The organism is Cupriavidus sp. 05N39 (assembly GCF_056397325.1).
On sequence record NZ_JBFTNE010000043.1, the window covers coordinates 12,381 to 35,906 of the forward strand.

Consider the following 23,526-nt stretch of genomic DNA (forward strand, 5'->3'; position numbering starts at 1 on the left):
CAGGAGACGACATGCACATCAACACCAAACCCATCGTCCAGGCGCTGGCCGGCATCGCCGCCGCCCTGGCCCTCGCCACGCCTGGCGCCCACGCCGCCGACGCAGCCTACCCCGCCAAGAGCATCACCATCGTCGTGCCCGCCTCACCCGGCGGCGCCATCGACCTTGTGGCAAGGCTGGTGGGCCAGAAGATGACCGAGGCCTGGGGCCAGCCGGTGGTGGTGGACAACCGCCCCGGCGCCACCGGCATCATCGGCACCGACCTGGTCGCCAAGAGCCCGCCGGATGGCTACATGCTGGCGCTGGTGGCCAGCAGCCACGCGATCAATCCGAGCATGGTGAAGAAGCTGCCCTTCGACACCATCAAGAGTTTCGAGCCGGTGGTGCTGACCCACGTGGTGCCGCTGATGCTGGTGGTGTCCCCTTCCCTGCCGGTGAAATCCGTCAAGGAACTGATCGCCTATGGCAAGGCCAACCCGGGCAAGCTGTCGTTCGCGTCCAGCGGCTCGGGCGGCGCGCCGCACTTCTCGGGCGAGCTGTTCAAGAGCATGGCCGGCATCGACATGGTCCACATTCCCTACAAGGGCAGCACGCTGGCGCATCCGGACCTGACCAGCGGCCGCGTGTCGCTGATGTTCGACACGGTTGCCGCGATCGGCCCGCAGGTCAAGGGGGGCAAGGTGCGCCCGCTCGCCGTGACCACGGCCAGGCGCTCGTCGACCGCGCCGCAGGTCCCGACCATGGCGGAAGCCGGCCTGCCCGGCTATGAAACCAGCACCTGGGGCGGCGTGCTCGCGCCGGCCGGTACGCCCAGGGCGGTGGTGGACAAGCTCAACGCGGAGATCAACAAAGCGCTCGCATCGCCCGATGTGCGCGAGCGCCTGCAGAACGCCGGCATCGAACCCGCGGGCGGCACCCCCGCGCAATTCGCCAGTTTCCTTGAGGTGGAAATGGGCAAGTGGGCCAAGGTTGCCAAGGACGCCGGCATCCAGCCCGAATGAGCGGCGCGCCGGCAGCCGCTACCCCACACATGCCGCCGGGCCATCGCACCCGGCACTCAAGCAGTACTCCTGGAGACAGAACATGCGCTTGCTCACCCCCCTGAAACCGCGCCGTCGCGCGGCACTCATCGCCCTGGCTATCGGCGCGTGGCTGCCCGCCGCGCACGCCCAGCCCGGCGTGGCCTGGCCGGCCAAGCCCGTGACCATCATCCTGCCGTTCGCCCCTGGCGGCGGCACCGATGTGGGCACCCGCCTGGTAGCGCTGCGGCTGTCGCAACTGTGGGGCCAGCCGGTGCTGGTGGACAACCGGCCCGGCGCGGCCGGCAACGTCGGGCTGGACATCGTGTCCCGCGCCAGGCCGGATGGCTACACGCTGGTCGCGGGCAATGTCGGCACGCAATCCATCAATCCCACGCTCTACAAGAAGCTCAGCTACAACCCGGCCGCCTTCGTGCCGGTGAGCCTGATGGCGGAGCTGCCGTTCGCGCTGGTCGTCACGCCCAAGCTGCCGGCCAGGACGCCGAAAGAACTGGTGGCGCTGGCCAAGGCGCAGCCCGGCAAGCTGACCTACGCCAGCTCGGGCAGCGGCGGCTCGCCGCATTTGTCGGCGGAGATCTTCAAGGCTGCCACCGGCATCGATCTGCTGCACGTGCCCTACAAGGGCGGCGGCGCCGCCATGAGCGACCTGATGGCGGGCAATGTCGACATGCTGTTCGCCTCCATCCTGGAAACCGCCGGCCATGTGAAATCGGGCAAGCTGCGCGCGCTGGCCGTGACCAGCAAGGTCCGCTCCCCCGCGCTGCCGGACGTGCCGACCCTGGCGGAAGCCGGTATTGCCGGCGCCGAATCGGGATCGTGGGTCGGCCTGCTGGCTCCGGCGGGCACGCCCAGGGAAATCGTCGACAAGATCGCCGCCGGCGTCAAGGAAGTGGTGGCGATGCCCGCCGTGCGCGAACAGCTGATTGCACAGGGCGCCATTCCCGTCGGCGGCACGCCGGCCCAGTTCGCGGACCTGATCGCCACCGATCGCAAGCGCTACGCCAGGATCATCCTGGACAACAAACTCAGCGCGGACTGACATCGCCAGCCTCGCGCAATCATCGCGCTCACCAACCGGATCTCTTCTCATGAAACAACGCCTGCTCCAGCATGGACGCTTGCCGGCCGCACTCGAAGCCAGCCTGGCCGAACACTATGACGTCCACCCCCTGTGGGCCGAAACCGATCCCGCCGCCTTCCTCGCCAGCCACGGCGCCGAGTTTGCCGCGCTGACCACACGCGCCGCGATCGGCGTCGACGCGGCCATAATCGCGGCCATGCCGGCGCTGAAGGTCATCTCCAGCTTTGGCGTGGGCCTCGACAAGATCGACCTCGAAGCCGCGCGCGCGCGCGGCATCGCAGTTGGCTATACCCCCGACGTGCTCAACGATTGCGTGGCCGACACGGCCTTTGGCCTGCTGATGGACGTGGCGCGCGGCTTCAGCGCGGCAGATCGCTTTGTCAGGCGCGGCGAATGGCCCAAGGCGCAGTTCCCGCTCAGCACGCGCGTCAGCGGCAAGCGCCTGGGCATCATCGGCATGGGCCGCATCGGCCGCGTGATCGCCCGGCGCGGCTCCGGCTTCGACATGGAGGTACGCTACAACAGCCGGCGCCCCGCGGCGGATGCGCCCTACCGTCACGAGCCCTCGCTGATCGAGATGGCCAGGTGGGCGGATTTCCTGGTCATTGCCACCGCGGGCGGGCCGGAGACCCGGCACCTGGTTTCCGCCGCCGTGCTCGAAGCGCTCGGCCCCGAAGGCTTCCTGATCAATATCGCGCGCGGCACCGTGGTTGACGAGGTGGCGCTGGTGGATGCGCTGGTGCACCGGCGCATCGCCGGCGCCGGCCTGGATGTGTTCGAGAACGAGCCGCACGTCCCTGAAGCCCTGTTCGCGCTGGACAACGTCGTGCTGCTGCCGCATATCGCGAGTGCCACGCACGAAACGCGCAATGCGATGGCGGACCTGGTCTTCGACAACCTGCGGAGCTTCTTCGCCAGCGGTGCCGTGAAGGCTGCGGCGGCATAGGGCAACCAGGATGCCGGGCGATAGCGCGGGGGAGCGATCGCCCCCCTTTTGTCTTATGCCTTGTCTATTGCCGCAATGCCCCGCGGTTGTACCCCAAACGAGGTAGATTTCCCCCCGATTTCCTCCTCACCCCCCCTCCGCCGAGTGGTAGCGGACTGGTCTTTATCTTGCGCATACTGATTGCCTAACCAAGAAGAATAACCACACAAAAGCAGAGGGGTCAGCCATGGAAGGAGCACTCACTTTCGGGGCGTATATCGTGGTTTTTATCGGGGCGCTGTTGTTCGGTGCAAGAAGCGTGAGCCGGCATCATCCCGCGCTGCGGCAGGACACGCCGCAAACCGCCAAGAGCCCGCAGCAATAATCCGGGCCGGTTGCCGCACCGCTGCGCATTTCAGGGTTCGGCGATGGCCGGCGCATCATCCGCAGCCATCTGCGCGAGGGCCCTTAGCCGCGCCATGGAATTCCGGATATGCAAGCGGGCCAGGTCTTCCGCCTGGCCGGCATCCCCGCGCTCGATCGCCGCGACGATCTGCTCGTGCTCCCCGATGGCGGCCTGCGCGCGGTCCCGCGCAAACAGGATCCGTGGCGCGAACACCTGCGACGTCATATGCACGATGGGTACCTGCCTCGCCAGGTACTCGTTCGCTGCCAGGCCGATGATGGCAGTATGGAACTCGACATTGGCCGCTGTATAAACCTCAGGCAGCCAGGGCTCGAGGCTCCCCTGCTGGGTTTCGATGATGGCGCGCAAAGGCGCTCCGGCCAGTTCGCTCGCGCGTGACGCCGCCAGGCGAGCGGCGAGGCCGTCGATTACCTCGCGCAGTTCATAGGCATCCATCAACTGACGGAAATCCGCGCTGACCACGGTGACGCCGCGCGCAGTCTCGGCGCTGACCAGGCCTTCCCGTTCGAGAATGCGCAGGGCTTCCCGCAGCGGCGTGCGGCTGATCTTCAGGTCCTCCGAAATCTCGACCTGCCGCAGCGGCTTGCCCGGCGGGTAGACGCCCCGGTAGATGCGCTGGCGCAGCACCTGCGCGACTTCCTCGACCAGCCGCACCCGGCCTTGCCACTCGAATGTTTCCGACATTTCCGACATTTGCCCCCTCTTGGCGCAGCGCATTTCCGCATATTCCGGCGCATCTCCGCACCGGGTGATCCAGACAGGTTGGCGCAGTTTACAAGGGCTGCCCACGGGTCTACTATAGCCTCAAACACTGGATTCTGGATCCAAAAACCAAAGCCCTGCATAGCATGGCGTGGCGTCCAGGCCACCCGAGACGTTTCTGGAGACCCCCGCCGATGAGCGATGCGCTTTGCTTTTTGTCCGCCACCGAACTCCAGGGCCGCATCGCCCGCAAGGAAATATCGCCGGTCGAACTCACGCAGGCCGTGCTCGACCGCGCTGCCCGGCTGCAGCCCGAACTGAACTGCTTCATCACGCTATGCGCCGATGAAGCCATGACCGCGGCCCGCGAGGCGGAGCAGGCGGTCATCGCGGGCAAGCCACTGGGGCTGCTGCACGGCATCCCGTTCACCGCGAAGGACCTCGTCAACACCAAGGGCGTGCGCACCACGTTTGGCGTGGCGCCATACCGGGACAACGTGCCCGACCAGGATGCGGTAGCCATCGCGCGCCTGCGCGAGCAGGGCGCCATCCTGATTGGCAAGACCACCACGCCCGAGTTCGGCTCCAAATGCCTGACCGATTCGCCCCTGTTCGGCCGCACGCGCAATGCATGGAGCGGCGAGCGCACCAGCGGCGGATCCAGCGGCGGCGCGGCGGTTGCCGTGGCCAGCGGCATCGCGCCGCTTGCGGTCGCCACCGACGGCGGCGGCTCCACGCGGATTCCGGCGGCGTGCAACGGCGTGGTCGGCATCAAGCAGAGCAACGGCGTGATCCCGCACAGCCAGGCGCAGGACCTCTTCGGCAACCAGACCTATGTCACGCCCACCACGCGCACGGTCGCGGACACCGGGCTGATGATGCAGGTCATGGCCGGCGAAGATGCCTGCGATCCGTGGTCGATCGGCGTGCCGAAGCCGGACTACGCCGGCGCCGCCCGCCCGCAAGGGGATTTGCGCGGCCGCCGGATTCTTTACTGCCTGGCGCCGCCGGGGCGTCCGGTATCGGCGGAGGTTGCGCGGGCATTCGAGGCGAGCCTGTCGAAGCTGGCCGGGCTAGGCGCGGAACTGGAAGCCTTCTCCGGTGATGGCTTTGACGTGGAACCCATCTGGCGCGCGATCAACCATACGGTCTGGCGCGCGCGCTTTGCCGCCATCGCGGCGGAGCACGGCGACCAGCTCAGCGCCACGTTCCTGAAGCAGGTGGCCTCCGCCGCGCAGGTCAGCGGCGTGGAGTACCAGCAGGCGATGTTCGATCGCTCGAAACTGTTCCTGCGCGTGCAGGCGCTGCTGCAGCGCGGCGACTTCCTCGCCATGCCGACGCTCACACGCACGGCGCTACCCATCGAACAAGACCTGTTCGGCACCATCGACATCGACGGCCAGGCATTCGAAAACGTCCGCGCGCACTGGTTCCCGTGGACGATGCCGTTCAACATGACCGGCCATCCCGCCATCAGCCTGCCCTGCGGCTTCGGCAGCGACGGGCTGCCGATCGGCTTCCAGCTGGTGGGACAGTTCCGCGGCGACGCCGAGCTGCTCCGCGTGTCCGCGCTGTTCGAAGCCGCGCACGGGCTGCTGGGCCAGTGGCCGCAGCTATAACGCGCCGCACCCCGTTTATTCATCGATTCAAACCGCACCCGCCATGACCCACGCTTTCCGCCGCAATTTTGTGATCAACGCCCTGGCGCTTCCGGCATGTGCCGTTGCTGTCCTCGCCCTGCCCCGGCCGGCCTTCGCGGCAGAGGATGCGGCGGCCCCGATGCATATCATCGTCGGCTACGCGCCCGGCGGCGCGGCCGACAGCCTGGCCCGGATCTACGCCGAACAACTGCGCCAGGATGGGCACGGCACCATCATCGTCGAGAACAAACCCGGCGCGTCGGCGCGCCTGGCGCTCGACTACGTCAAGCGCTCCAGGCCCGATGGCAAGACCATCTTCATCGGCCCCTCGCCGCTGTTCACCATCTTCCCGCTGACCTACAAGAAGCTGGGATATGACGCGGACAAAGACCTGGTACCGGCCGCCGTGCTGACCGACGTGCCCACCGTGATTGCCGCCGGTGTCCAGCAGCCGTACAAGAACATGAAGGAATACGTCGAGTGGGCCAGGCGCAATCCCGGCAGCGCCAGCCTGGGCCTGGCGACCATCGGCAGCGCCGGCCACCTCGGCACGGTGGCACTGGGCAAGAAGCTCGGCATTTCCGTTACGCCCGCTGCCTACCGTGGCGCGTCTCCGATGCTGGTGGACGTGATCAGCGGTACGGTGTCGATCGGCTGGGATGCCGTCGCCAGCATGATGCCGTTGTACAAGGGCGGCAAGCTGCAATTCCTGGGGGTGAGCGGCACGCGGCGCGCCAAGGCCTTGCCGGAAGTGCCCACGCTGAAGGAACAGGGCTTCAGCCAGTTCGAATACGCGACCAGCTGGTACGGCGCCTTCCTGCCGGCCGGCACGCAAGCGGATGTGGTCGCCAGGGTGGAGAAGATGTTCATTGCCGCCTCGGCCAATGCCGCGACCGCGGCCAAGCTGGAGGCCCTGGGGCTGGAAGTGGCCGCCGGGCCGGGACAAGAAGCGCGGCACCGCATCCAGCTGGAGCGTGCTGCCTGGAAGCCGATCGTGGAGGCTACCGGCTTCGTCGCCGAGGACTGACCCGGACCGGAGCAAACGGGCGGATGGCTCTGACCCTTCGTCCCGCTCTAACGCGCCGCGCCATCTCCTAGCGCCTCGCGCGCAGCCATCAGCGCGAATCCGAGCAGGTTGGGCCCGCGCCACTGATCGGGATTGGCCGCGCGCGGATCGTCGGCAGCCAGGCCGATGCCCCAGATGCGATCGACCGGGCTGGCCTCCACCAGCACGCGCCGCCCGGTGCCGAGCAGGTAGCCGGCGAGGTCCGGATTCTGGCGGAATTTCTCGATATTGCCCTGCGTCACCAGCGCCTGGCACGCGGCATTCCAGCGCCCTTCGTCAAAGCCGCGCACCTCGCGGCCAAGCCGCTTGGCCGCGGCGGGCGAAGGCGCCGCCAGTATCCGCGCCAGGGCAGGCTCGTCGCCGAACAGGCGCGCCTTGCCAGCCATCATGAAATGCTCCGCGCTGGCGAACACCTGGCCATCCACGCTGAACCGGGCGGGCCACCACTGCGACAGGCACTCCTTGCCCACCGCGGCCCCCGGCCTGGCGCTGTGGCCCCAGAAAAACAGGTAGGCGGGGCGGTGGCCGCGCCGGAAGGCACTGATCAGGGAGGCGTGGTCGTGGATATCGGGCTGGGTCATCGCGAATCGGTAGCGTCGGTAGCGTCGGTATGGTCTGGCATGGCTGGAGCCTGGGTGACCCCAAAGCCCTATAGTATTGTTCGCGGCAAGGCTGTGCGTCAAAGGGCACCAGGCAGGGCACCAGGCGCCGATGCCAGCCGTGACAAACCTTTGATCGCCCGGCGCACCGGATCCCCGCCAGCACAGGCTTGTGCTATCATCTGCGCCGTCTTAGGGGAGTAGCTAGCCTCCAGTCCCCCTGGAGGAGCCGACGTCAACATACTTGGTACAAAAAACCATGGCGCCGGCAGCCTGATTGGCTCTGCGAGACCTTTGACTTTTCTGTCCACCAGCTGGGGCTGGCACTGGGCAGCGAAGTCATTGGTTCGTGTGTTGCCAGCCCCTTTGGATATCTCATGGAAGCACTCATTGCTTCATTCGGCATGGTCGCCCTGGCGGAAATGGGCGACAAGACTCAGCTCCTGTCCTTTCTCCTGGCGTCCCGGTTTCCCGGCAAGCAGTGGAGCATCATTGCGGGCATTTTCGTCGCAACCATCTTCAACCACCTCTTTGCCGCCGCGCTGGGCGACTGGGCTGCCTCGCACGTCAGCCCGGATGTGACGCGCTGGGTGCTGGGCATCGCTTTCCTCGGATTCGCCGCCTGGGCCCTGATCCCCGACAAGCTCGACGACGAAGGGAAAAACGGCAAGCAGGCCGGCGCCTTCGCCACCACCGTGGTGGCCTTCTTCCTCGCCGAAATGGGCGACAAGACCCAGTTCGCCACCATTGCGCTGGGTGCGCAGTACGCGAACCTGGGCATGGTCGTGGTCGGCACCACGCTGGGCATGATGGCGGCCAATGTGCCCGCGGTCCTGCTGGGCGATCGCCTGACCCGCATTATCCCGCTGAGCAAGATGCGCTTCGTCGCCGCGGCGCTGTTCGCCGTGTTCGGGATCCTGATCCTGTTCAAGGTGAACTTCGGCTTGAACCTGGGTACCTGAGCGGCAAACGCGCATCACCGGCCTGCACAAGACCGCGAACGCCGCAGAGCGGCCCGGGTTATCGGCCTCCCGCCGACCTTGGCGGCGCTGGCGGGCGGTGCCGGCAGCTTCGCCCTGCGGCTGCTGGCTGTGTGGCAAGATTGGCATCTGCCCAAGGTGCCGGTCTGGTGATCCCGCCGGGATGCCAGCGCCAGGGCAACCGCGAGGGATGAACCGACATGCGCATGAAAGACACACCCAGGGACTGGGTACTTCGCGCGCCGCAGCAAGGCCGGCTGGAGCGCATCGAAGCGTTCTTCTCGGGGCACGGCTACGATATGCATCGCCACGATACCTACGCCATCGGGCGCACGCTCTCCGGCGTGCAGCGCTTCCAGTATCGGGGCGGGCAGCGCAACAGCCTGCCCGGCGGGACCGTCGTGCTGCATCCCGATGAGCCCCATGACGGCGAGGCCGGTTCGGACGCTGGCTTCAAGTACCGGATCATGTATATCGAACCGGCGCTGATCCAGCAGGTGCTAGGCGGCAAGCCGCTCCCGTTCATCAAGGATGGCATATCCAGGGACCCGCGGCTGCGCGCGGCAACCGGTATCCTGCTCCAGGGCATGGACAGCCCAATCGATCCGCTGGAGGAAGACGACGCCTTGTTCGATCTTGCGCATGCGCTGGAAGCGGTATCCGGTGCGCCTGCCCGCCGCCAGGGCTACGACTACCAGGCCGCCGAGCGGGCGCGCGAGTATATCCACGGCGCGCTGCACCGCACGGTCACGCTGGGCGAACTGGAAGCGCACAGCGGACGAGACCGCTGGAGCCTGTCGCGCGATTTCCGCTTGCTGTACGGCACCAGCCCGTACCGCTACCTGACCATGCGCCGGCTCGACCAGGTCCGGTCGCTGCTGGTACGGGGCCAGTCGCTGGCCGATGCCGCCCTGGCCGCGGGATTCACGGACCAGAGCCATATGACGCGCCACTTCCGCAAGGCCTACGGCCTGTCGCCTGCGCGCTGGATGAACATGCAGGGCGTGGCCGCGCCCGCGGCTCGCTGAGGCTTGCACGATCGTACAAGATTCCCCCCGTACGCCTTGCTAAGGTGAGCCCCCATGACAAGGCAAGGAGAGCAACGCCATGGACAACGATCTGGCAAYCGCCACCGGTAAGTACCAAAGCCTGAATTTCGCGCAGAAACTCGGCCTGATCCACGAGCAGTGGACGCCGAAGGTGATCGCCGAGATGAACGACTACCAGTTCAAGCTGGTCAGGATCGAGGGCGATTTCATCTGGCACAGCCATGCCGATACCGATGAGACGTTCATCGTGCTGGAAGGGCAACTGCGCATCGATTTCCGCGATGGACAGGTACGGCTATCGGCAGGCGAGATGTTCGTGGTGCCCAGGGGCGTCGAGCACAAGCCCTTTGCCGAAACGGAGGTGAAGCTGCTGCTGATCGAACCCCGGGGCGTGGTGAATACCGGCGGCGAGGGCGGTGAGCGGACGGCGGTCAACGACGCCTGGATCTGACCGCCGCCGGACTCAGGCCTTGCGATACCGCGCGATGCCGTCCGGGCCCACTTCCATCACGGCCTCCCCCCGATGCACGAGGTAGTTCAGGTGGGCAATGCTCTCGCCAGTCGCCATGCCCAGCAATCCGGGCTCCCCGCCAATGGGGCGGGAGAACAGTTCGGCGAAGACATCCACCGCGCGCTTTGGCTCGGACAGCGCCTGGCGCAGCCGGTCGAGCGCCTGGCGCTGGCTGCGCTCCAGGTAATCGATGCGCGCATGCAGGCCGCGGAAAGGCTCGTTGTGCGCCGGCAGCACCAGCACATCGTCCGGGACTTCCCGGCGCAGCCTGGCAAGTGAGGCAAGCCAGTCGCCCATCGGGTCCGCGTCGGGCTCGGTGGGGAATACCGACACGTTGGAGGAGATGCGCGGCAGGATCTGGTCGCCGCTGATCAGGATCTTCAGCGTCTCGCTATAGAGGCAGGCGTGTTCGGGCGAGTGGCCGTTGCCGACGACAACCCGCCACTGGTGATCGCCAATCGCCAGGCTCTCACCGTCGCGCAGGCGCCGGTAGCTGTCGGGCAAGGCATGGACGTACTTGCCGAAGCCGCCGAAGCGCACACGGTATGCCTCGATGGCGTTGTCGTCCCAGCCCGCGCGGCGATAGAAGCGCACGCCGTCCTCCGGCGCCTCGCGCCCCGTGTCCGCGGCGAGAACGCGGCAGTTCAGGTATTCCAGCCGGGTCATCCACAGGCGGCAACCGTGCTTGCGGGTCAGCCAGCCGGCCATGCCGATATGGTCCGGATGCATGTGCGTGACGAACAGCCGGGTCAGCCCGTCCGCCAGCGCCCCGCCCTGCGCGAAGAGATCGCGCCAGGCAGCGGCGGTCTCGCTGGTTTGCAATCCCGCGTCCACCCCCGCCCAGCCCGCGCCGTCGCGCACCGCCCAGAGGTTGATATGGCTCAGCGCGAATGGCATCGGCATGCGGATCCACAGCACGCCCGGTACGATTTCCCGCACGCTGCCCGGCGCCGGCGCGTCTCCGCATGGGTATTCGAGCACAGGCTTGCTCTCGGCCGAGGGGGTTAAACTCGCATCGCTCATGGGGTCTGATTCCTTGGTTCCGTGCGGACATGCGGGGCGTGCCGAGCGTTGTTGCACCTGCATGGGGCAAATAAGGGCCGTGCTTCTCGCATTCGACGTCGTGAGCGATTCTACCGAGGTCCGGCTGTTCGCGCAGCAGCACCGGCCGGCTGCGCAAACAGGCGTTCAGACGATGTGCTGCGGCGAACTGACCATGTTGTCCGTGCTGTCCGTGCCATCCGTGGTATTGGCATTGCCGTGCGCGTACATCGCCCGGATGGCCTTCTTGTCGAGCTTGCTGACGGCGGTCAGCGGCAGATTGGCTTCGAACACCACGGTCTTCGGCGCATTGACCACGCCCTTGCGCTCCGCCACAAAGGCAATCAGCTCCTGCGCGTTGGCGCTGCATCCCGGTTTCAGCACCACCACCGCCGTGACGGCTTCGCCCCACTTGGGATGGGGCAGGCCGATCACTGCCGACAGCGATACCGCGGGGTGCTGCGCCAGGCAGTTCTCGACCTCGCTGGAATAGACGTTGAAACCGCCCGAGATAATCATGTCCTTGGCGCGATCGACGATATACAGGTAGCCGTCGGCATCTTGCCTCGCCATGTCGCCGGTATGCAGCCAGTCGCCGGCAAGGGCTTTTTCGGTTTCCTCCGGCCGGTTCAGGTATTCATGCATGATCAGCGGCCCGCGCACGCATAGCTCGCCAACCTCGCCAGGGCCGACTTCCCGAAGGTTGGCATCGAGCAGCTTGACCTGGTTGCCGGGCAGCGGCCTTCCGCAGGAGCGCAACAGCTGGGGCCGCCGCGGGTCGTGCTCATGCCGCCGCAGATAGCTGATCGTCATCGGCGCCTCGGCTTGCCCGTAGATCTGGCAGAACACCGGACCCAGGCGCTGCACTGCCTGCGCGAGCCGTGCCTCGGCGATGGGCGCCGCGCCGTAGAGCACCATCTGCAGTGGCGAGAGATCGTATTGGTCCAGGGTCACGCAATCGAGCAGACCGTAGATCTGGGTGGGCACCAGGAAGGTCGAACTGATGCGCTCCGCCACCACGGTTTGCAGGAAATCCTCCGGGCTGAACTTGCTCATGAAGAACAAGGTGCCCCCGCGCAGCAACACCGGCAGCATGATGGCGCCCGAAGCATGAGAGATCGGCGTCGCCGCCAGGAAGCGCGTTTCCGCCGGCCACTCCCAGCAAGCCAGCTGCTGCAGTGTCATGGTCACAGTAGTGCGCTGCCGGTGGATCACGCCCTTGGACTTGCCCGTGGTGCCGCCCGTATAGGAGATCTTGGAAATATCCTCGGGCTGGACGCGCAAGGGGATATCGGCTCCATCGAACGCAGGCAGCGCAGCGTTGACATCGGCGCCGAACGAAGCCGGCCCCAGCGTCAGCACATGCTCGACCACGCCCAGCGCCGCCAGCGCGGCGCCGCGCTCGGCGAAGCGCGGCACGTCCACGATCAGGGCCTTGATGCCCGCGTCGCGCAAGGCAAACACGTGGTCGTCCTGCGCGGCGAGCGGATGCAGCGCGGTGTAGCGCAAGCCCATCAATTGCGCCGCGATGATCGCCACCACGGCGTCCGCCCGGTTGCCCGACAGCAGGCTGATGCCATCCTGGCGGCGCAGCCCGATCGACTCGAAGTACCGGACCATGCGATGGCACTGCGCTTCCAGCGCCTGATAGCTCAGGCGTACCCCGTCCCCCACGATCGCTTCGCGCTGCGCGAAGGATTTGAACGCCGAGCGGTAGAGCTCCGCCACCGTCGATCCCGCGTAGAGCGGCTCCCTGCCCTGCTGCATATCCTGCATCCCCTCACCCCTCGTCATTGCTTTTCTATCCCGGCCTGCGCGCCGATGGCCACCATCTTCCCGGAATCGGACTTCATCTCCTGGAGGAATGCCTCGGGCGTGCCGGTCTCCACACTGAACCCCATGGCTTCGAGTTTGGCCTTTATCTCCGGATTCTCCACGGCCTGCCTCAGCGCGCCGTTCAATCTGGCGATGACCGCATTCGGCGTACCCCTGGGTACCAGCATGCCGACATAGGGCTGGTCCTCGAAGCCCTTCAAACCCAGTTCGGTGAGCGTGGGCACCTCGGGCAGCGCGGCAAGCCGCTTGCGCCCGAATACCGCCAGCGGCTTGGTGGTACCACTATCAAGGAAGGGCTTTTGCGCCGCCAGGGTGTCCATCAGCATGTCGACACGGTTGCCGTTCAGGTCATTCATCGCGGCCGGCACGCCGGCATAAGGCACCTTCAAGGTGTCGATCCGCGCCAGCTTGTTGATCCGTGCGTAGTAGAACTCATAAGTGGAAGCCGTCACCGCCATGGATGTGCTGCCAGGCTTCTTGCTCTCCATCGCCACGACCTGCTCGAACTTGTCCGCGGCGAACCCCTTGCGCGCCACCAGCACCAGGTTCAGGTTCACCGCCTTGCCGACCGGCGCCAGGTCCCGCTCGAAATCCACGGCCGGGTTCTTGTACATGGCCCGGGCCACCACCAGGGGCATCCCGCCCATCAGCACCGTGTAGCCGTCGGCCGGGCTGCTCGCCACGGATTGCGCGCCGATGGCGCCATTTGCGCCCGGTTTGTTGACCACCATGACCGGCTGGCCCAGGGTCCCGCTCATGCGCTCGGCCAGGATCCGGGCCACGATGTCGTTGGCACCGCCCGATTGATAGACCACGACAAGTTTGATCGGCCGTTCGGGATAAGCCGCTGCCTTGGCATCGGCGTGGGCCGTACCGGACCACGGCAGCACGGCGGCGCACAGGGTGGCCAGTGCTTTGGCAATACGCATGTCTCCTCCTTCGTCTCACGCGTCAGCTTGACGCTGCTTCGCTCTGATTTATTGGTTGAACCATTCTACAAATCGCCATAGCATTGAACATACTGGAAAACCCGGAGCGGGATCGGCAAGGGTTTCGCACCGCCGGCCTTCTACAATGCGGACTTCCTCCCGACGCCATCGAATATGACCAACGAGATTGACGCGCAAAGCCCCGCGACCCTGGCCGAAGCACCGGGCCCGCAGTTCAAGCCTGTCCAGGTACTGCGCGCGGCCGACGACATTGCGCGCCAGATCCGCCAGGAGATCACTTCCGGCCGCCTGCTGCCCGGGGCGAAACTGCCTGCGGAGCGCGCCCTGGCGGCGGAGCTGGGCGTTTCGCGCAACACCTTGCGCGAAGCGGTGCGCTCGCTGGAACAGGCCGGCCTGGTGCAACTCAAGAAGGGGGCTCACGGCGGCATCTTCATCACAGGCAACAATGGCGCGTCGGTCGCCATCGTGAGCGGCCTGCTCGACCTCTACCGCCTGGGCGGCATCGCGCCGCGGCACCTCACGCAGGCGCGCATCTGGGTGGAAGCCATTGTGATCCGGGAAGCCTGCCAGCGCGCCACGGCCAGTGACATCGCGGCCCTGAATGCCAACATCGACGCCGCGGTCGCTGCGGCCGAGTCAGGGGAGTTCGAGACCAAGGTCGCGCTTAACCACGAGTTCCATCGCATCCTGGCGCGCATGACCGACAACCCGATCATGATTGCCTTCATCAACGGCTTGATCGAGGTCCTGGTGGAATTCGTGATCCGGATCGGGCCGCACGACACCAGCTACATCTTTCCTTCGCGCCGCCGCTTCATGGCGCATTTCGAACGGGGCGATGCGGAGGCGGCGGTACAGGAGATGACCAGCGTGCTGGAGCAGTTCCAGGAAGCGTATTTTCCGAAGGAAATGGGCGGCTGAGGGTACCGCCGGGCCGTTGCGGCTATGCCAGTCCCGAGCGCTCGGCCGCGGGGACTGGCGCCGCGCCCTTTCCGCGGCACCGTCGCCAGCCCGCTGGCGGCTGGCCGAATTCGCGCTTGAACGCCCTATTGAAAGCCGCTTCCGACTCATAGCCGACGTGCTCCGCCACCGCGGCAACCGACTTGCCTCCGGTGAGGAGTTCCTGCGCCGCGATCTGCAGGCGCCAGTGCGCCAGATACTGCATCGGCGGTTGTCCCAGCAGGTCGGTGAAACGCTGCGCCAGCGCCGAGCGTGACAGCCCCGCGCTGCGCGCGAGCTCATCCACGGTCCAGTCATGGGCGGGCTGCGCGTGCATCATCGATAACGCCCGTCCGACGAAACGGTCGCGCACGCCGGCAAGCCATCCCTTCTTGTCCGCCGGCAATCCGTCGATACAGCGGCGCACCGCTTCGACAAAGAGCAGTTCCGACAACCTGGCAAGGACGATCTCGCTGCCGGCCCGCCAGTCCGCCGCCTCGGCCGTCGCGAACTGCAGCGAAGAGTCCAGCCAGGCGGAGCGTGGATCGTTGCGCATATCGACCTTGAAGATGCGTGGCAGCGCGGAAATCAGCGGATTGCTCAAGAGGTCGTTGCAAGCCAGGAATCCGCACACGAGACGCGTGCCGGTTCCGCCGCCGCCGTATGACAGCCTCATCACCTGGCGCGGCGCCGTCTCCAGTTGCATGGCCAGCAAAGGCCCCACCTGCACCGGGGACAGGTCGAGCACGCTGGCCATGATGTGCGACTCGCCTTGCGGCACCACCAGCAGTTCGCCGGCAGTGAGATGAATGGCCGACATGGGATCGTCCGCGAGGCGTGCCCAGCAGCTCCCTTCAGTGACCAGGTGGAACGACACGACACGCTCGGTGCGCGGCAGGAAGGCTTCGCACAGCGCCGCATCCGCTTCGCCAAGCACGCACCACGGCGCGGTGAATTCTCCGTTGAGATAGACCGCACCGCTCAGGCGGACAACGCGAAGTACGTCGGAAACGGCATCCATGAACAGGGTCCGTCAATTGGGTCCGTCAATTCCGGCGTCCCGCGCAAGAACGCTGGACGCCAGAGCATTCATCGAGACAGGCAACGTGGAGATACTACACCCACGCCCATCCGCGACAACACCTGTCTGGAGGGCATTCGCATGGATACCGCCGGGCAACCCCGCACCGGCAGGACGAGTGCAATCCATCCAGGAGACGCGATATGAGCGACGAGAAAACCCATGAGGGCGCCTGCTTTTGCGGTGCGGTGCGGTTCCGGTCGGCGGCGAGCCCGCCGGCATGGGCGATTGCCATTGCGAGTCCTGCCGGCGCTGGTCCGCAGGCCCCGTCAATGCGTTCACGCTATGGCATCCCGGCATGAGACTCACCGACGTGCACACAGCCGTCATTCCCGGCTTTCCCTTCCGTCCCGGCATTCATGTGCACTATCAGGAAACGCACCTGCGCATCCAGGACGGCTTGCCGAAAATGAAGGACACCCCCAAGGAAATGGGCGGCTCCGGCGTCGGCATGGCGGAGTAACGCGCCCGGCACGGCAAGCCCCGGCTCCCTGAATCCCAATCGCAAGACCATAAGGAGAACTGCCATGTCCGCAGTCCTTTCCAATCCCGCCCCCGTCATCGATCTCGCCGCGGTCAAGACCCGCCAGCAAGCCGCCTGGTCCGCTGGCAACTACGCGGTCGTGGGCACCACGCTGCAGATCGTCGGCGAGAACCTGTGCGAGGCGCTCGACCTGCGCTCCGGCGCGCGTGTGCTCGACGTCGCCGCCGGCAACGGCAATGCCACGCTGGCGGCCGCGCGCCGCTGGTGCGAAGTCACCTCCACCGACTATGTGCCCGCGCTGCTGGAAGCCGGCCGCGTGCGCGCACAGGCCGAGGGCCATACGATCAAATTCCAGGAAGCGGACGCCGAAAATCTCCCGTTTCCCGACGCATCGTTCGACGTGGTGATGTCCACCTTTGGCGTGATGTTCACCCCCAACCAGGAACAGGCCGCGAGCGAGCTTGCTCGCGTCTGCAAACCCCGCGGCAAGATCGGACTGGCCAACTGGACGCCAGAGAGCTTCATCGGGCAGGTGTTCAAGACGATCGGCAAGTACATTCCGCCCGCGCCGGGCGTCAAATCGCCCGCGTTGTGGGGCACGACTGCAGCGCTCGATACCCTCTTCGGCGACACCGCGCGCGCGATCCACACGGCTACCCGCACGTTCACCTTCCGCTACCACTCGCCAGCGCACTTTCTTGAGATCTTCCGTACCTACTACGGGCCGATGAACAAGGCCTTCGGCGCGCTCGACGCTGAAAAACAGGCTGCCTTTGAGCAGGATCTGCTGGCGTTGATAGGCAGCCGGAACCGTTCGGGGGATGGGACGCTGGTGCTGCCCAGCGAGTATCTTGAGGTGGTGATTGAACGGAATTGAGATCGCAAGACGAGTTCGCATCGCGAAGCGAAAGAGCCGCAGCCTTGAGGCTGCGGCCCGGCGTGCCGGCAAGGCCGGCACGGATCTGCGCGGCCGTGCCTACGCGCCGATCGGCTTGCCGTCCTTGTGACGGACCACGATGGTCGAAGACCTGGCAGGCTTGCCGGCGTCCGGCCATTTGTCGGTGGGATGCTGGATGTTGATAAAGAACGTGGTCAGGTCCGGCGTGTACGCAATGCCGGTGATCTCGCACCCGTGCGGGCCGACCAGGAAACGTTTGCACTCGCGGGTGTCCTGGTCGACGTAGTGCATGGAGTTGGCACCGAAGATGTTGGTGGTGCTTGCGCCGGTGCCGGCGTCGGTCTGCACCCAAAGGCGTCCCTTGGGATCCACGCGGATGCCGTCCGGGCTGGAGAAGGTATTGCCGTTGATCGTGCCCTTCAGGTTATACGCGGCGATGGAGGGATCTCCCGCCAGCAGGAAAATCTCCCAGGTGAAGCTCGTGGCCAGCGGGGAATCGCCGGCTTCCTTCCATCGGATGATGTGCCCATGCGAGTTGCTCATGCGAGGGTTGGCCGCATCGGGCACCTTGCGGCCGCCGTTGTTGGTCAGCGTGCAGAACAGGGTTTTATCCGGCCCTACCGTGATCCACTCCGGCCGGTCCATCAGCGTGCCGCCGGCCACGCGCGCAGCAGCCTTGGTGTTGACCAGTACATCGGCCTGCGTGGTGAAATTGACAACCACCGGCGTCTGCGGACCTTGCGTGGTATTGCCCGGATCGGTTGCGCCGGCCAGCAGGTTGTTCTTGCCCTGGGTCAGTTCGATCCATTGGCCGCCGCCGTCGGCATTGAACCTGGCGACATACAGCGTGCCCTCGTCGAGCAGGTTGAAATTGGCCTTGCGGTCGTTCGGATCGAAGGGTTTCGTAGGGACGAACTTGTAGATGCAGCCCGGCGTGCTGTCGTCGCCCATGTAGAACGCGACGCGATTGCCGGCGCCGGTCATGAACGCGGTGTTCTCGTGGTCGAAGCGGCCCATCGCGGTGCGCTTGGTCGGCGCGGCGAGCTGGTTCAGCGGATCGATCTCCACCACCCAGCCGTAGCCGATTTCCGGCTGGGTCGGGTCCAGGTAGTTGTCGGTGGTCTCCTCGCACGTCAGGTAAGTACCCCAGGGCGTATGGCCGCTCGAGCAATTGTTGAGCGTGCCGACTACGGTGCCACCCACGGCGCTTGCGGCGGGGCCGCTGACCTTGTACACCGTGTTGCCCGTATAGCGCTTGTTGTAGGCGGAGCCCTTCCTGACCTGCCACTTGCCGCCGGACAGTGCGATTTCGATGACCGACACGCCGACCGAGGACAGGGCGATCTTCTTCTGTTCGGCCGTTGCGGTCGCGGCATTGTAGGTGCCGCCGGGGAACAGGATGGCCGCGTCGAGCGTCTCGTGGTTGATCGCCAGCAGGCCGCCTTGCTGCGGGTCGACGCCCGGCAACGGGAAGAAGTGCATGCCGTCGTGGTTGCCACCGGCTTGCAACTCGGTCTCGGCCGACGTCTGGAAGGATCCGCTGTACCCCGGCGCACCGGCGACGACCGGGTCGCCGGCCGAGAACAGGACGTCATAGGCGTAGTTGGCCGGCAACGTCACGGTATCCGCTGTCACCTTGTCCGCCACCGGGGTAAAGCCGATCTTGTAGTCGAGCGGCTGCGCTGGCGTGGGTACCGGTGCCGGCGCGGGTGCCGGCGCGGGGGACGGCGTTGCTGCCGCGTCATCGCCGCCGCAGGCGGCAAGCAGGCCGCTCGTGCCGAATACGGACAGCAGCGACACGCTCAGGCCACCGCGCAACACAGTGCGGCGCGCCGGATTGGCGGCAACGATGTCTTCGAGCATCTGGCCCGGAACAGTGACTACGCCTTCGGCATCACGGCGCGGCGCGCGGGCCTTATCGGTAAGGTACGACATGCGTGGGGATCCTCTCGTCTGTGCGAAGCCGGCGAACCGGGGGATTTCGGTGCGCACGGGTTCGCGGTGCGCCGCCGATAGTAGAGAGGGAATATGACGTTGGCGTTACTGGATGTACCAACAAAGAGTCATTAAGCGTGCGAAAGTGGCCGACTCATGCGAACATCTCCGCTTTTTGGGATCCCTGCCCATGAACCGCCCGACGCTGCTCGCCTCGCTCGCCCTCCTCTCGCTGGCCCTGGGCCAGCCAGCCATCGCCGACACGCTCAAGAAGCCCGACCTCGACACCCTCGTCGCGGCCGCGCAGGCGAAGCCGCCGGCGAATTTCAACGCTTTCCTGGATGAAGCGGTCAGGGCCAATCCCAAGCTGGCGGGCAGTGTCGCCGCGTATCGCAAGCAGGCCGTGCTGAGCGGCGACGACCTGACCAATATCGGCCGCCTGCTCGGCGTGTACAACCGGCTCCACAACCAGCGAGCCGTGATCTCCGCCATCGAGCGCATGGTGGCCTTGCGCACCGTGCGCGACGACAAGATTCCCCAGCACGAGAACCCCGCCATCGTCTCGTTCGGCAAGCTGGTGGAAGGCATGGCAAAGGACTTCGGCCTGACCTTCCGCAACGTGGACAATCGCGTGTTCGAKGTCACGCTGCCGGGCCGGGGCAAGGAAGAATTCGGCTTGCTGACCCACGCCGACGTGGTGCCCGTGGTGGCGGACGAATGGGTGCTGGACGACGGCACCAGGCTCGACCCGTTCAAGGTCACGCGCGTTGGCGACTATCTCTACGGCCGCGGCACCATCGATGACAAGGGCTCGATCGCCACGGTGCTGTACGCGATGAAGACCGTGAAGGAGAGCGGCCTGAAGCTCGACCGCACCATCCGCCTGATGATCGAGACCACCGAGGAAACCGGCGGCGACGGCATGAAATACTACCGCGAGCACACCTCGCTGCCCGAGTACAACATCGTGCTCGACAGCAAATACCCCGCCGTTGTGGCGGAGAAGGGATCGGGCAGCCTGAAAGTGTTCTTCCCCGTGCAGGCCACCGATGGCAAGACCACCGCCATCGTCGCCATGAGCGGCGCGGCGGCCGCCAACGCCGTGCCGCAGACCGCCAGCGCGCAGCTCAAGGGTGGCGATCTCGGCGCGGCCCGTGCGCGGCTTGAAGCGGCGCGCGCCGGCTTTATCGGAAAGTACGCGGCGCAGGGCAAGTTCACGATCGATATCAGCCAGGGCGCCGACAGCGTGGACGTCAAGGTCACCGGTACTTCCGCCCATGGCTCGCGCCCCGAGGAAGGCGTGAACCCCCTGCCCCGCCTGACACTGTTCCTGCAGGAATCCGGGATCGCGCTGGCCGACAACCACTACGCCAGGGCGGCAAAGTACCTCAACGACCTGTACGGCACCGGCTACCTGGGCGAGAAAATGGGCGTGGCCTACAAGGACGATTTCATGGGGCCGCTCACGATGTCGCCCAACCTGGTCCGCGAGAAGGACGGCCAGCTGGAAGTCACCGCCAACGTGCGCATGCCGCGCGGCAACACGCCGCAGGCGCTGTCCAGGGCGGTGGCCGACAAGATCAACGCCTGGGCCGGTGCCAACCACGAGAAGGTGACGATCAGCCACGAGCAAGGCGACTGGATGGCGCGCGACCCCAAGGGCGCGTGGCTGGCCACCCTGCTCAATATCTTCGGCGATACCACGGGGCTCGAATCCAGACCCGTGCCCACCGCCGGCAGCACCACGGCCAAGCTGATGCCGAACGCCATCAACTTCGGCCCGGCCATGCCCGGCAAGAAGTACACCGCGCACAACGCCAAGGAGTACAAGGAAGTCTCCGACCTCGACCTGGATATGCAGATGTTTACCGAAATGCTGATCCGGATCGGCGACCTGAAGACGATGCAGTAAGGTGTGACGTGGTTATGAGGGAGGGAAGGCGTTATGGATAGCGAGGCGCTTTCTCTCCCGTCTTTCACTCCCCGCGCCCGCCCCGCCCGCTTTAGTACTGATAAACAAGCTGCAACCCCGCCGCCACTCCCGCCGTATGGAACGCCGCCGGCTTATAGACCGGCGTGCCCAGGAACAAGTCATACGACACCGCGCCCAGCGTGGAACCCAACCCACCGCGCATCCCGATCACCGCACCAGCCAGCTGTGTACCAATCAGCCCCTCGGTGGCAGGCCCAAACACCCGTCCATAGTCCAGCCCCGCATACAGCGCCTGCCCGCTCCCGCCCAGTGGCGCCTGCAGTTCGTTACGCCAATAAAAGCCACGCTCACCCGCCAGCAGGCTTTCGCCGTCGAAGCCGCGCACGGTGTAGCGGCTGCCGATGGTCAGTGCGTCGATGTAGTACAGACGGTCGTTGGTGAATTGCCCGCGAACGGTGGTGACGTAGCGCAGCGCCTGCCCGGCCACCTTGAACGGCACCGACAGATTGGCATCCAGCACCGCCATGCGGTAGCGCCAGGTGGGGCCACCGAACGCAGCCAGCGTATCAGGCTGCGCACCAAGGCCCGCCGCGCCCTGCCGGTAGACCAGGCTGCCGTCGAACTGCGCCGCGCCGAAGTAGTGGCGATCGGTAATGCCCACCTCCACCACCGTGTTGTTGCGCCGCTGCTGCTCGATCTCGGTATCTTCGATAAAGCTCTTGCCGAAGCGCTTCGACAGACGGAACTGCACGCCGAGCACATCGTTCTGGCTGCGGCTGATTACCCGCTGCAACTTGAAATCCACCGTCTGCGAATTGCCGCTGGAGACAAAGGTCTGGTTGACCCCTGCAATCTGCTGGTAGTAGGTGCTCGAATACGCCGACACCGTGCCGGTCCAGTAGCCCCACGGCACCGAATAGAAACCGTTCCAGCCGTGGGTACCGTGGCTCCGGTCGCCAAAGCCCAGATCCTGGCTGTAGCCCACATTGAACAGATCGTTCAGGCCCAGCGGATTGTCAATGCCCACGCTCAGGTTGCCCTGCAGCTTGCCGGTGGATTGCGTGCCCGAGTTGTCCATCGACGCCACCACCGTCCACGGCCTGGTCCGCCTGACCGCGATCACCACATCGCTCTGACCCGGTACGCTGGTGGGCACAACCTGCATGTCCACATCCTGGCTGGTCACGCGCTTCATCTGTTCCAGGCCTTGCTCCAGGTCGCGCAGGTTCAGCAGATCGCCGGGGCGTGTGGGGAACGCGCTCTTCCAGGTGCCCCAGAGATCCGGCTGGGCAAAGCGCAACTGCCCGATCACGCCGGGGATCAGCGCCATGCGCAGCGTGCCGGTGCTCAGGTCCTGCTCGGGGAGCAATACGCGTGTGGTGACATAGCCTTGGCCAAGGATGACTTGCAATATGCCCTTGGCGAGCAAGTCCACACCTTGCTTGCCGATGCAGGCGCCCTGGTAGTGATCGAGCCAGGCGCGGGCGAAGGCGAACGGGTCCTGCGGCAACGCCGACGCGCCGCGCGCGTGCAGTGCCGGTGGCAACTCCGCCGGCACTTCGAGTACAAAGCGCTCAATGCGGAAACAGGGTTGCTCGGCCGGGAGTTCGGGAAACCCCTCTGCTGACGGCTGCGCTGCCCGCACGCTCGGCGCCTGGACGGCCTGGGCGCGTTCGCGGGCTTCCTGCTGCTGGCGTACGCGTTGTTGTTGTTCGGCGCCGGAGAGGATGGCGGCCTGAGCTGGATTTGCGGGGGTGACCTGGGCACGCAAGGACGTGTCGGTGTAACCCGCGCCACCTGCCAGTGTGAGCATGGTGGCGACCATTTTTCTTCTGATCTGCATAAAAGCGCTTATGGCGTGAGCGGGGCTCACGCTGTGTCGGTTTTTGCTCGCGTCCGCGGCCTCTCCATGAATGCCACAGCCGCCTCACGATCTTGCCCAACTATTCGAGCAACATCTCCCGATAGGTTTTTTGAAAATTTTTCTTCATGATTGGCGTGATGGCTCATCCTTTTCCAGGATGTGAAGCTCAAATTTCTGAGCCTCAATGGCAATAGATACAGATGAAGGAAATCCGTGCAAACTTCCTTCAAAATCGTACTTTATTGCCCCCTCATTTCCAGATCCCTCATAATGAAAAATGACAGGTTCACGCCATACTGTTTTGCCATTTTCCAACTCCCATTGCTTAACACTAAATTTAAAAATCTTTACCCCATAAAAAGCAAGAATGCAATGCCCAACAAAACCATCATCATTTCTTCTAGAAAAAAACCCTCCAATTTCCGGATCAACATCTAGCCAATGGTTGACATAAATTTTCGCAGTCGAGTTCTCAAATACATGAGCCCCATACTGGCAATTATATGTCTCAATCTGAGACCAGCAATTTTCTATGATTTTCATAA

22 protein-coding genes and 1 riboswitch are annotated in these 23,526 nt (G+C 65.4%); of the genes, 13 read left to right on the plus strand and 9 right to left on the minus strand.

Annotated elements, in window-relative coordinates:
* Positions 1-11 precede the first annotated feature (11 nt).
* The 4 genes from AC1DN0_RS21180 to AC1DN0_RS21195 all read left to right on the plus strand — a co-directional run bounded on the left by AC1DN0_RS21180 (position 12) and on the right by AC1DN0_RS21195 (position 3,431).
* The gene (locus tag AC1DN0_RS21180) at positions 12-1,001 is read left to right on the plus strand and encodes a tripartite tricarboxylate transporter substrate binding protein (protein ID WP_477111137.1); all 990 of its coding nucleotides are present in this window, start codon (positions 12-14) and stop codon (positions 999-1,001) included.
* Positions 1,002-1,083: 82 nt separating this feature from the next.
* Positions 1,084-2,079 (plus strand): Bug family tripartite tricarboxylate transporter substrate binding protein, encoded by a 996-nt coding sequence (locus AC1DN0_RS21185; RefSeq protein ID WP_441625811.1) that lies wholly within the window; start codon positions 1,084-1,086, stop codon positions 2,077-2,079.
* Positions 2,080-2,128: 49 nt separating this feature from the next.
* Positions 2,129-3,067, plus strand: coding sequence for a 2-hydroxyacid dehydrogenase (locus AC1DN0_RS21190; RefSeq protein ID WP_441625812.1), 939 nt, complete (start codon positions 2,129-2,131; stop codon positions 3,065-3,067).
* A 226-nt stretch (positions 3,068-3,293) separates the two neighbouring features.
* Positions 3,294-3,431 carry a hypothetical protein gene (locus AC1DN0_RS21195; protein WP_441625813.1) on the plus strand — a complete coding sequence of 46 codons (138 nt, stop codon included), beginning with the start codon at positions 3,294-3,296 and terminating at the stop codon, positions 3,429-3,431.
* Between the two features lie 30 nt (positions 3,432-3,461).
* On the opposite strand, the gene AC1DN0_RS21200 is transcribed toward AC1DN0_RS21195, so the two are convergent.
* A complete protein-coding gene (locus AC1DN0_RS21200) occupies positions 3,462-4,157 on the minus strand; it encodes a GntR family transcriptional regulator (protein ID WP_441625815.1) in 696 nt (231 codons plus the stop codon).
* A 212-nt stretch (positions 4,158-4,369) separates the two neighbouring features.
* Between AC1DN0_RS21200 and AC1DN0_RS21205 the strand changes: the two genes are divergently transcribed.
* Positions 4,370-5,794 carry an amidase gene (locus tag AC1DN0_RS21205; protein ID WP_441625817.1) on the plus strand — a complete coding sequence of 475 codons (1,425 nt, stop codon included), beginning with the start codon at positions 4,370-4,372 and terminating at the stop codon, positions 5,792-5,794.
* A 43-nt stretch (positions 5,795-5,837) separates the two neighbouring features.
* Positions 5,838-6,842, plus strand: a complete 1,005-nt coding sequence (locus AC1DN0_RS21210) for a tripartite tricarboxylate transporter substrate-binding protein (RefSeq protein WP_477111136.1) — start codon at positions 5,838-5,840, stop codon at positions 6,840-6,842.
* Positions 6,843-6,889: 47 nt separating this feature from the next.
* Here AC1DN0_RS21210 and AC1DN0_RS21215 read toward each other — a convergent pair whose 3' ends face one another.
* Positions 6,890-7,462: an NADAR family protein gene (locus AC1DN0_RS21215; RefSeq protein WP_428179557.1), complete on the minus strand. Its 573-nt coding sequence runs from the start codon at positions 7,460-7,462 to the stop codon at positions 6,890-6,892.
* A 199-nt stretch (positions 7,463-7,661) separates the two neighbouring features.
* A riboswitch (yybP-ykoY riboswitch) is annotated at positions 7,662-7,852 on the plus strand.
* A 5-nt stretch (positions 7,853-7,857) separates the two neighbouring features.
* Here AC1DN0_RS21215 and AC1DN0_RS21220 point away from each other — a divergent pair.
* The 3 genes from AC1DN0_RS21220 to AC1DN0_RS21230 all read left to right on the plus strand — a co-directional run bounded on the left by AC1DN0_RS21220 (position 7,858) and on the right by AC1DN0_RS21230 (position 9,960).
* Positions 7,858-8,442: a TMEM165/GDT1 family protein gene (locus tag AC1DN0_RS21220; protein ID WP_441625822.1), complete on the plus strand. Its 585-nt coding sequence runs from the start codon at positions 7,858-7,860 to the stop codon at positions 8,440-8,442.
* A 218-nt stretch (positions 8,443-8,660) separates the two neighbouring features.
* Positions 8,661-9,488 (plus strand): AraC family transcriptional regulator, encoded by an 828-nt coding sequence (locus AC1DN0_RS21225; protein ID WP_441625824.1) that lies wholly within the window; start codon positions 8,661-8,663, stop codon positions 9,486-9,488.
* A gap of 79 nt (positions 9,489-9,567) precedes the next feature.
* Positions 9,568-9,960 (plus strand): cupin domain-containing protein, encoded by a 393-nt coding sequence (locus AC1DN0_RS21230; RefSeq protein WP_477145974.1) that lies wholly within the window; start codon positions 9,568-9,570, stop codon positions 9,958-9,960.
* Positions 9,961-9,972: 12 nt separating this feature from the next.
* Here AC1DN0_RS21230 and AC1DN0_RS21235 read toward each other — a convergent pair whose 3' ends face one another.
* The 3 genes from AC1DN0_RS21235 to AC1DN0_RS21245 form a co-directional block, all read right to left on the minus strand.
* A complete protein-coding gene (locus tag AC1DN0_RS21235; RefSeq protein WP_441625828.1) occupies positions 9,973-11,043 on the minus strand; it encodes an MBL fold metallo-hydrolase in 1,071 nt (356 codons plus the stop codon).
* A gap of 165 nt (positions 11,044-11,208) precedes the next feature.
* Positions 11,209-12,855 carry an AMP-binding protein gene (locus AC1DN0_RS21240; RefSeq protein WP_441625830.1) on the minus strand — a complete coding sequence of 549 codons (1,647 nt, stop codon included), beginning with the start codon at positions 12,853-12,855 and terminating at the stop codon, positions 11,209-11,211.
* A complete protein-coding gene (locus AC1DN0_RS21245) occupies positions 12,852-13,826 on the minus strand; it encodes a Bug family tripartite tricarboxylate transporter substrate binding protein (protein ID WP_441625832.1) in 975 nt (324 codons plus the stop codon). The genes AC1DN0_RS21240 and AC1DN0_RS21245 overlap by 4 nt, the downstream gene beginning before the upstream one ends.
* Positions 13,827-14,000: 174 nt before the next feature.
* Here AC1DN0_RS21245 and AC1DN0_RS21250 point away from each other — a divergent pair, with 174 nt between their 5' ends.
* Positions 14,001-14,768: a FadR/GntR family transcriptional regulator gene (locus tag AC1DN0_RS21250; RefSeq protein WP_045242159.1), complete on the plus strand. Its 768-nt coding sequence runs from the start codon at positions 14,001-14,003 to the stop codon at positions 14,766-14,768.
* A gap of 22 nt (positions 14,769-14,790) precedes the next feature.
* Here the strand turns inward: AC1DN0_RS21250 and AC1DN0_RS21255 are convergent, their stop codons facing one another.
* A complete protein-coding gene (locus AC1DN0_RS21255) occupies positions 14,791-15,807 on the minus strand; it encodes an AraC family transcriptional regulator (RefSeq protein ID WP_441625835.1) in 1,017 nt (338 codons plus the stop codon).
* Between the two features lie 358 nt (positions 15,808-16,165).
* Here AC1DN0_RS21255 and AC1DN0_RS21260 point away from each other — a divergent pair, with 358 nt between their 5' ends.
* Both AC1DN0_RS21260 and AC1DN0_RS21265 read left to right on the plus strand, forming a co-directional pair.
* On the plus strand, positions 16,166-16,330 hold the full coding sequence (locus AC1DN0_RS21260; protein ID WP_441625837.1) for a hypothetical protein: 165 nt from the start codon (positions 16,166-16,168) through the stop codon (positions 16,328-16,330).
* 64 nt (positions 16,331-16,394) lie between these two features.
* Positions 16,395-17,228, plus strand: a complete 834-nt coding sequence (locus AC1DN0_RS21265) for a class I SAM-dependent methyltransferase (RefSeq protein ID WP_441625839.1) — start codon at positions 16,395-16,397, stop codon at positions 17,226-17,228.
* Between the two features lie 99 nt (positions 17,229-17,327).
* Here AC1DN0_RS21265 and AC1DN0_RS21270 read toward each other — a convergent pair whose 3' ends face one another.
* The gene (locus tag AC1DN0_RS21270; protein ID WP_477114773.1) at positions 17,328-19,184 is read right to left on the minus strand and encodes a PhoX family protein; all 1,857 of its coding nucleotides are present in this window, start codon (positions 19,182-19,184) and stop codon (positions 17,328-17,330) included.
* Positions 19,185-19,374: 190 nt separating this feature from the next.
* Between AC1DN0_RS21270 and AC1DN0_RS21275 the strand changes: the two genes are divergently transcribed.
* The gene (locus AC1DN0_RS21275; RefSeq protein WP_477145975.1) at positions 19,375-21,096 is read left to right on the plus strand and encodes a dipeptidase; all 1,722 of its coding nucleotides are present in this window, start codon (positions 19,375-19,377) and stop codon (positions 21,094-21,096) included.
* Between the two features lie 91 nt (positions 21,097-21,187).
* On the opposite strand, the gene AC1DN0_RS21280 is transcribed toward AC1DN0_RS21275, so the two are convergent.
* A complete protein-coding gene (locus AC1DN0_RS21280; protein WP_441625845.1) occupies positions 21,188-22,942 on the minus strand; it encodes a ShlB/FhaC/HecB family hemolysin secretion/activation protein in 1,755 nt (584 codons plus the stop codon).
* A gap of 162 nt (positions 22,943-23,104) precedes the next feature.
* On the minus strand, positions 23,105-23,524 hold the full coding sequence (locus tag AC1DN0_RS21285; RefSeq protein WP_441625847.1) for a hypothetical protein: 420 nt from the start codon (positions 23,522-23,524) through the stop codon (positions 23,105-23,107).
* Positions 23,525-23,526 lie beyond the last annotated feature (2 nt).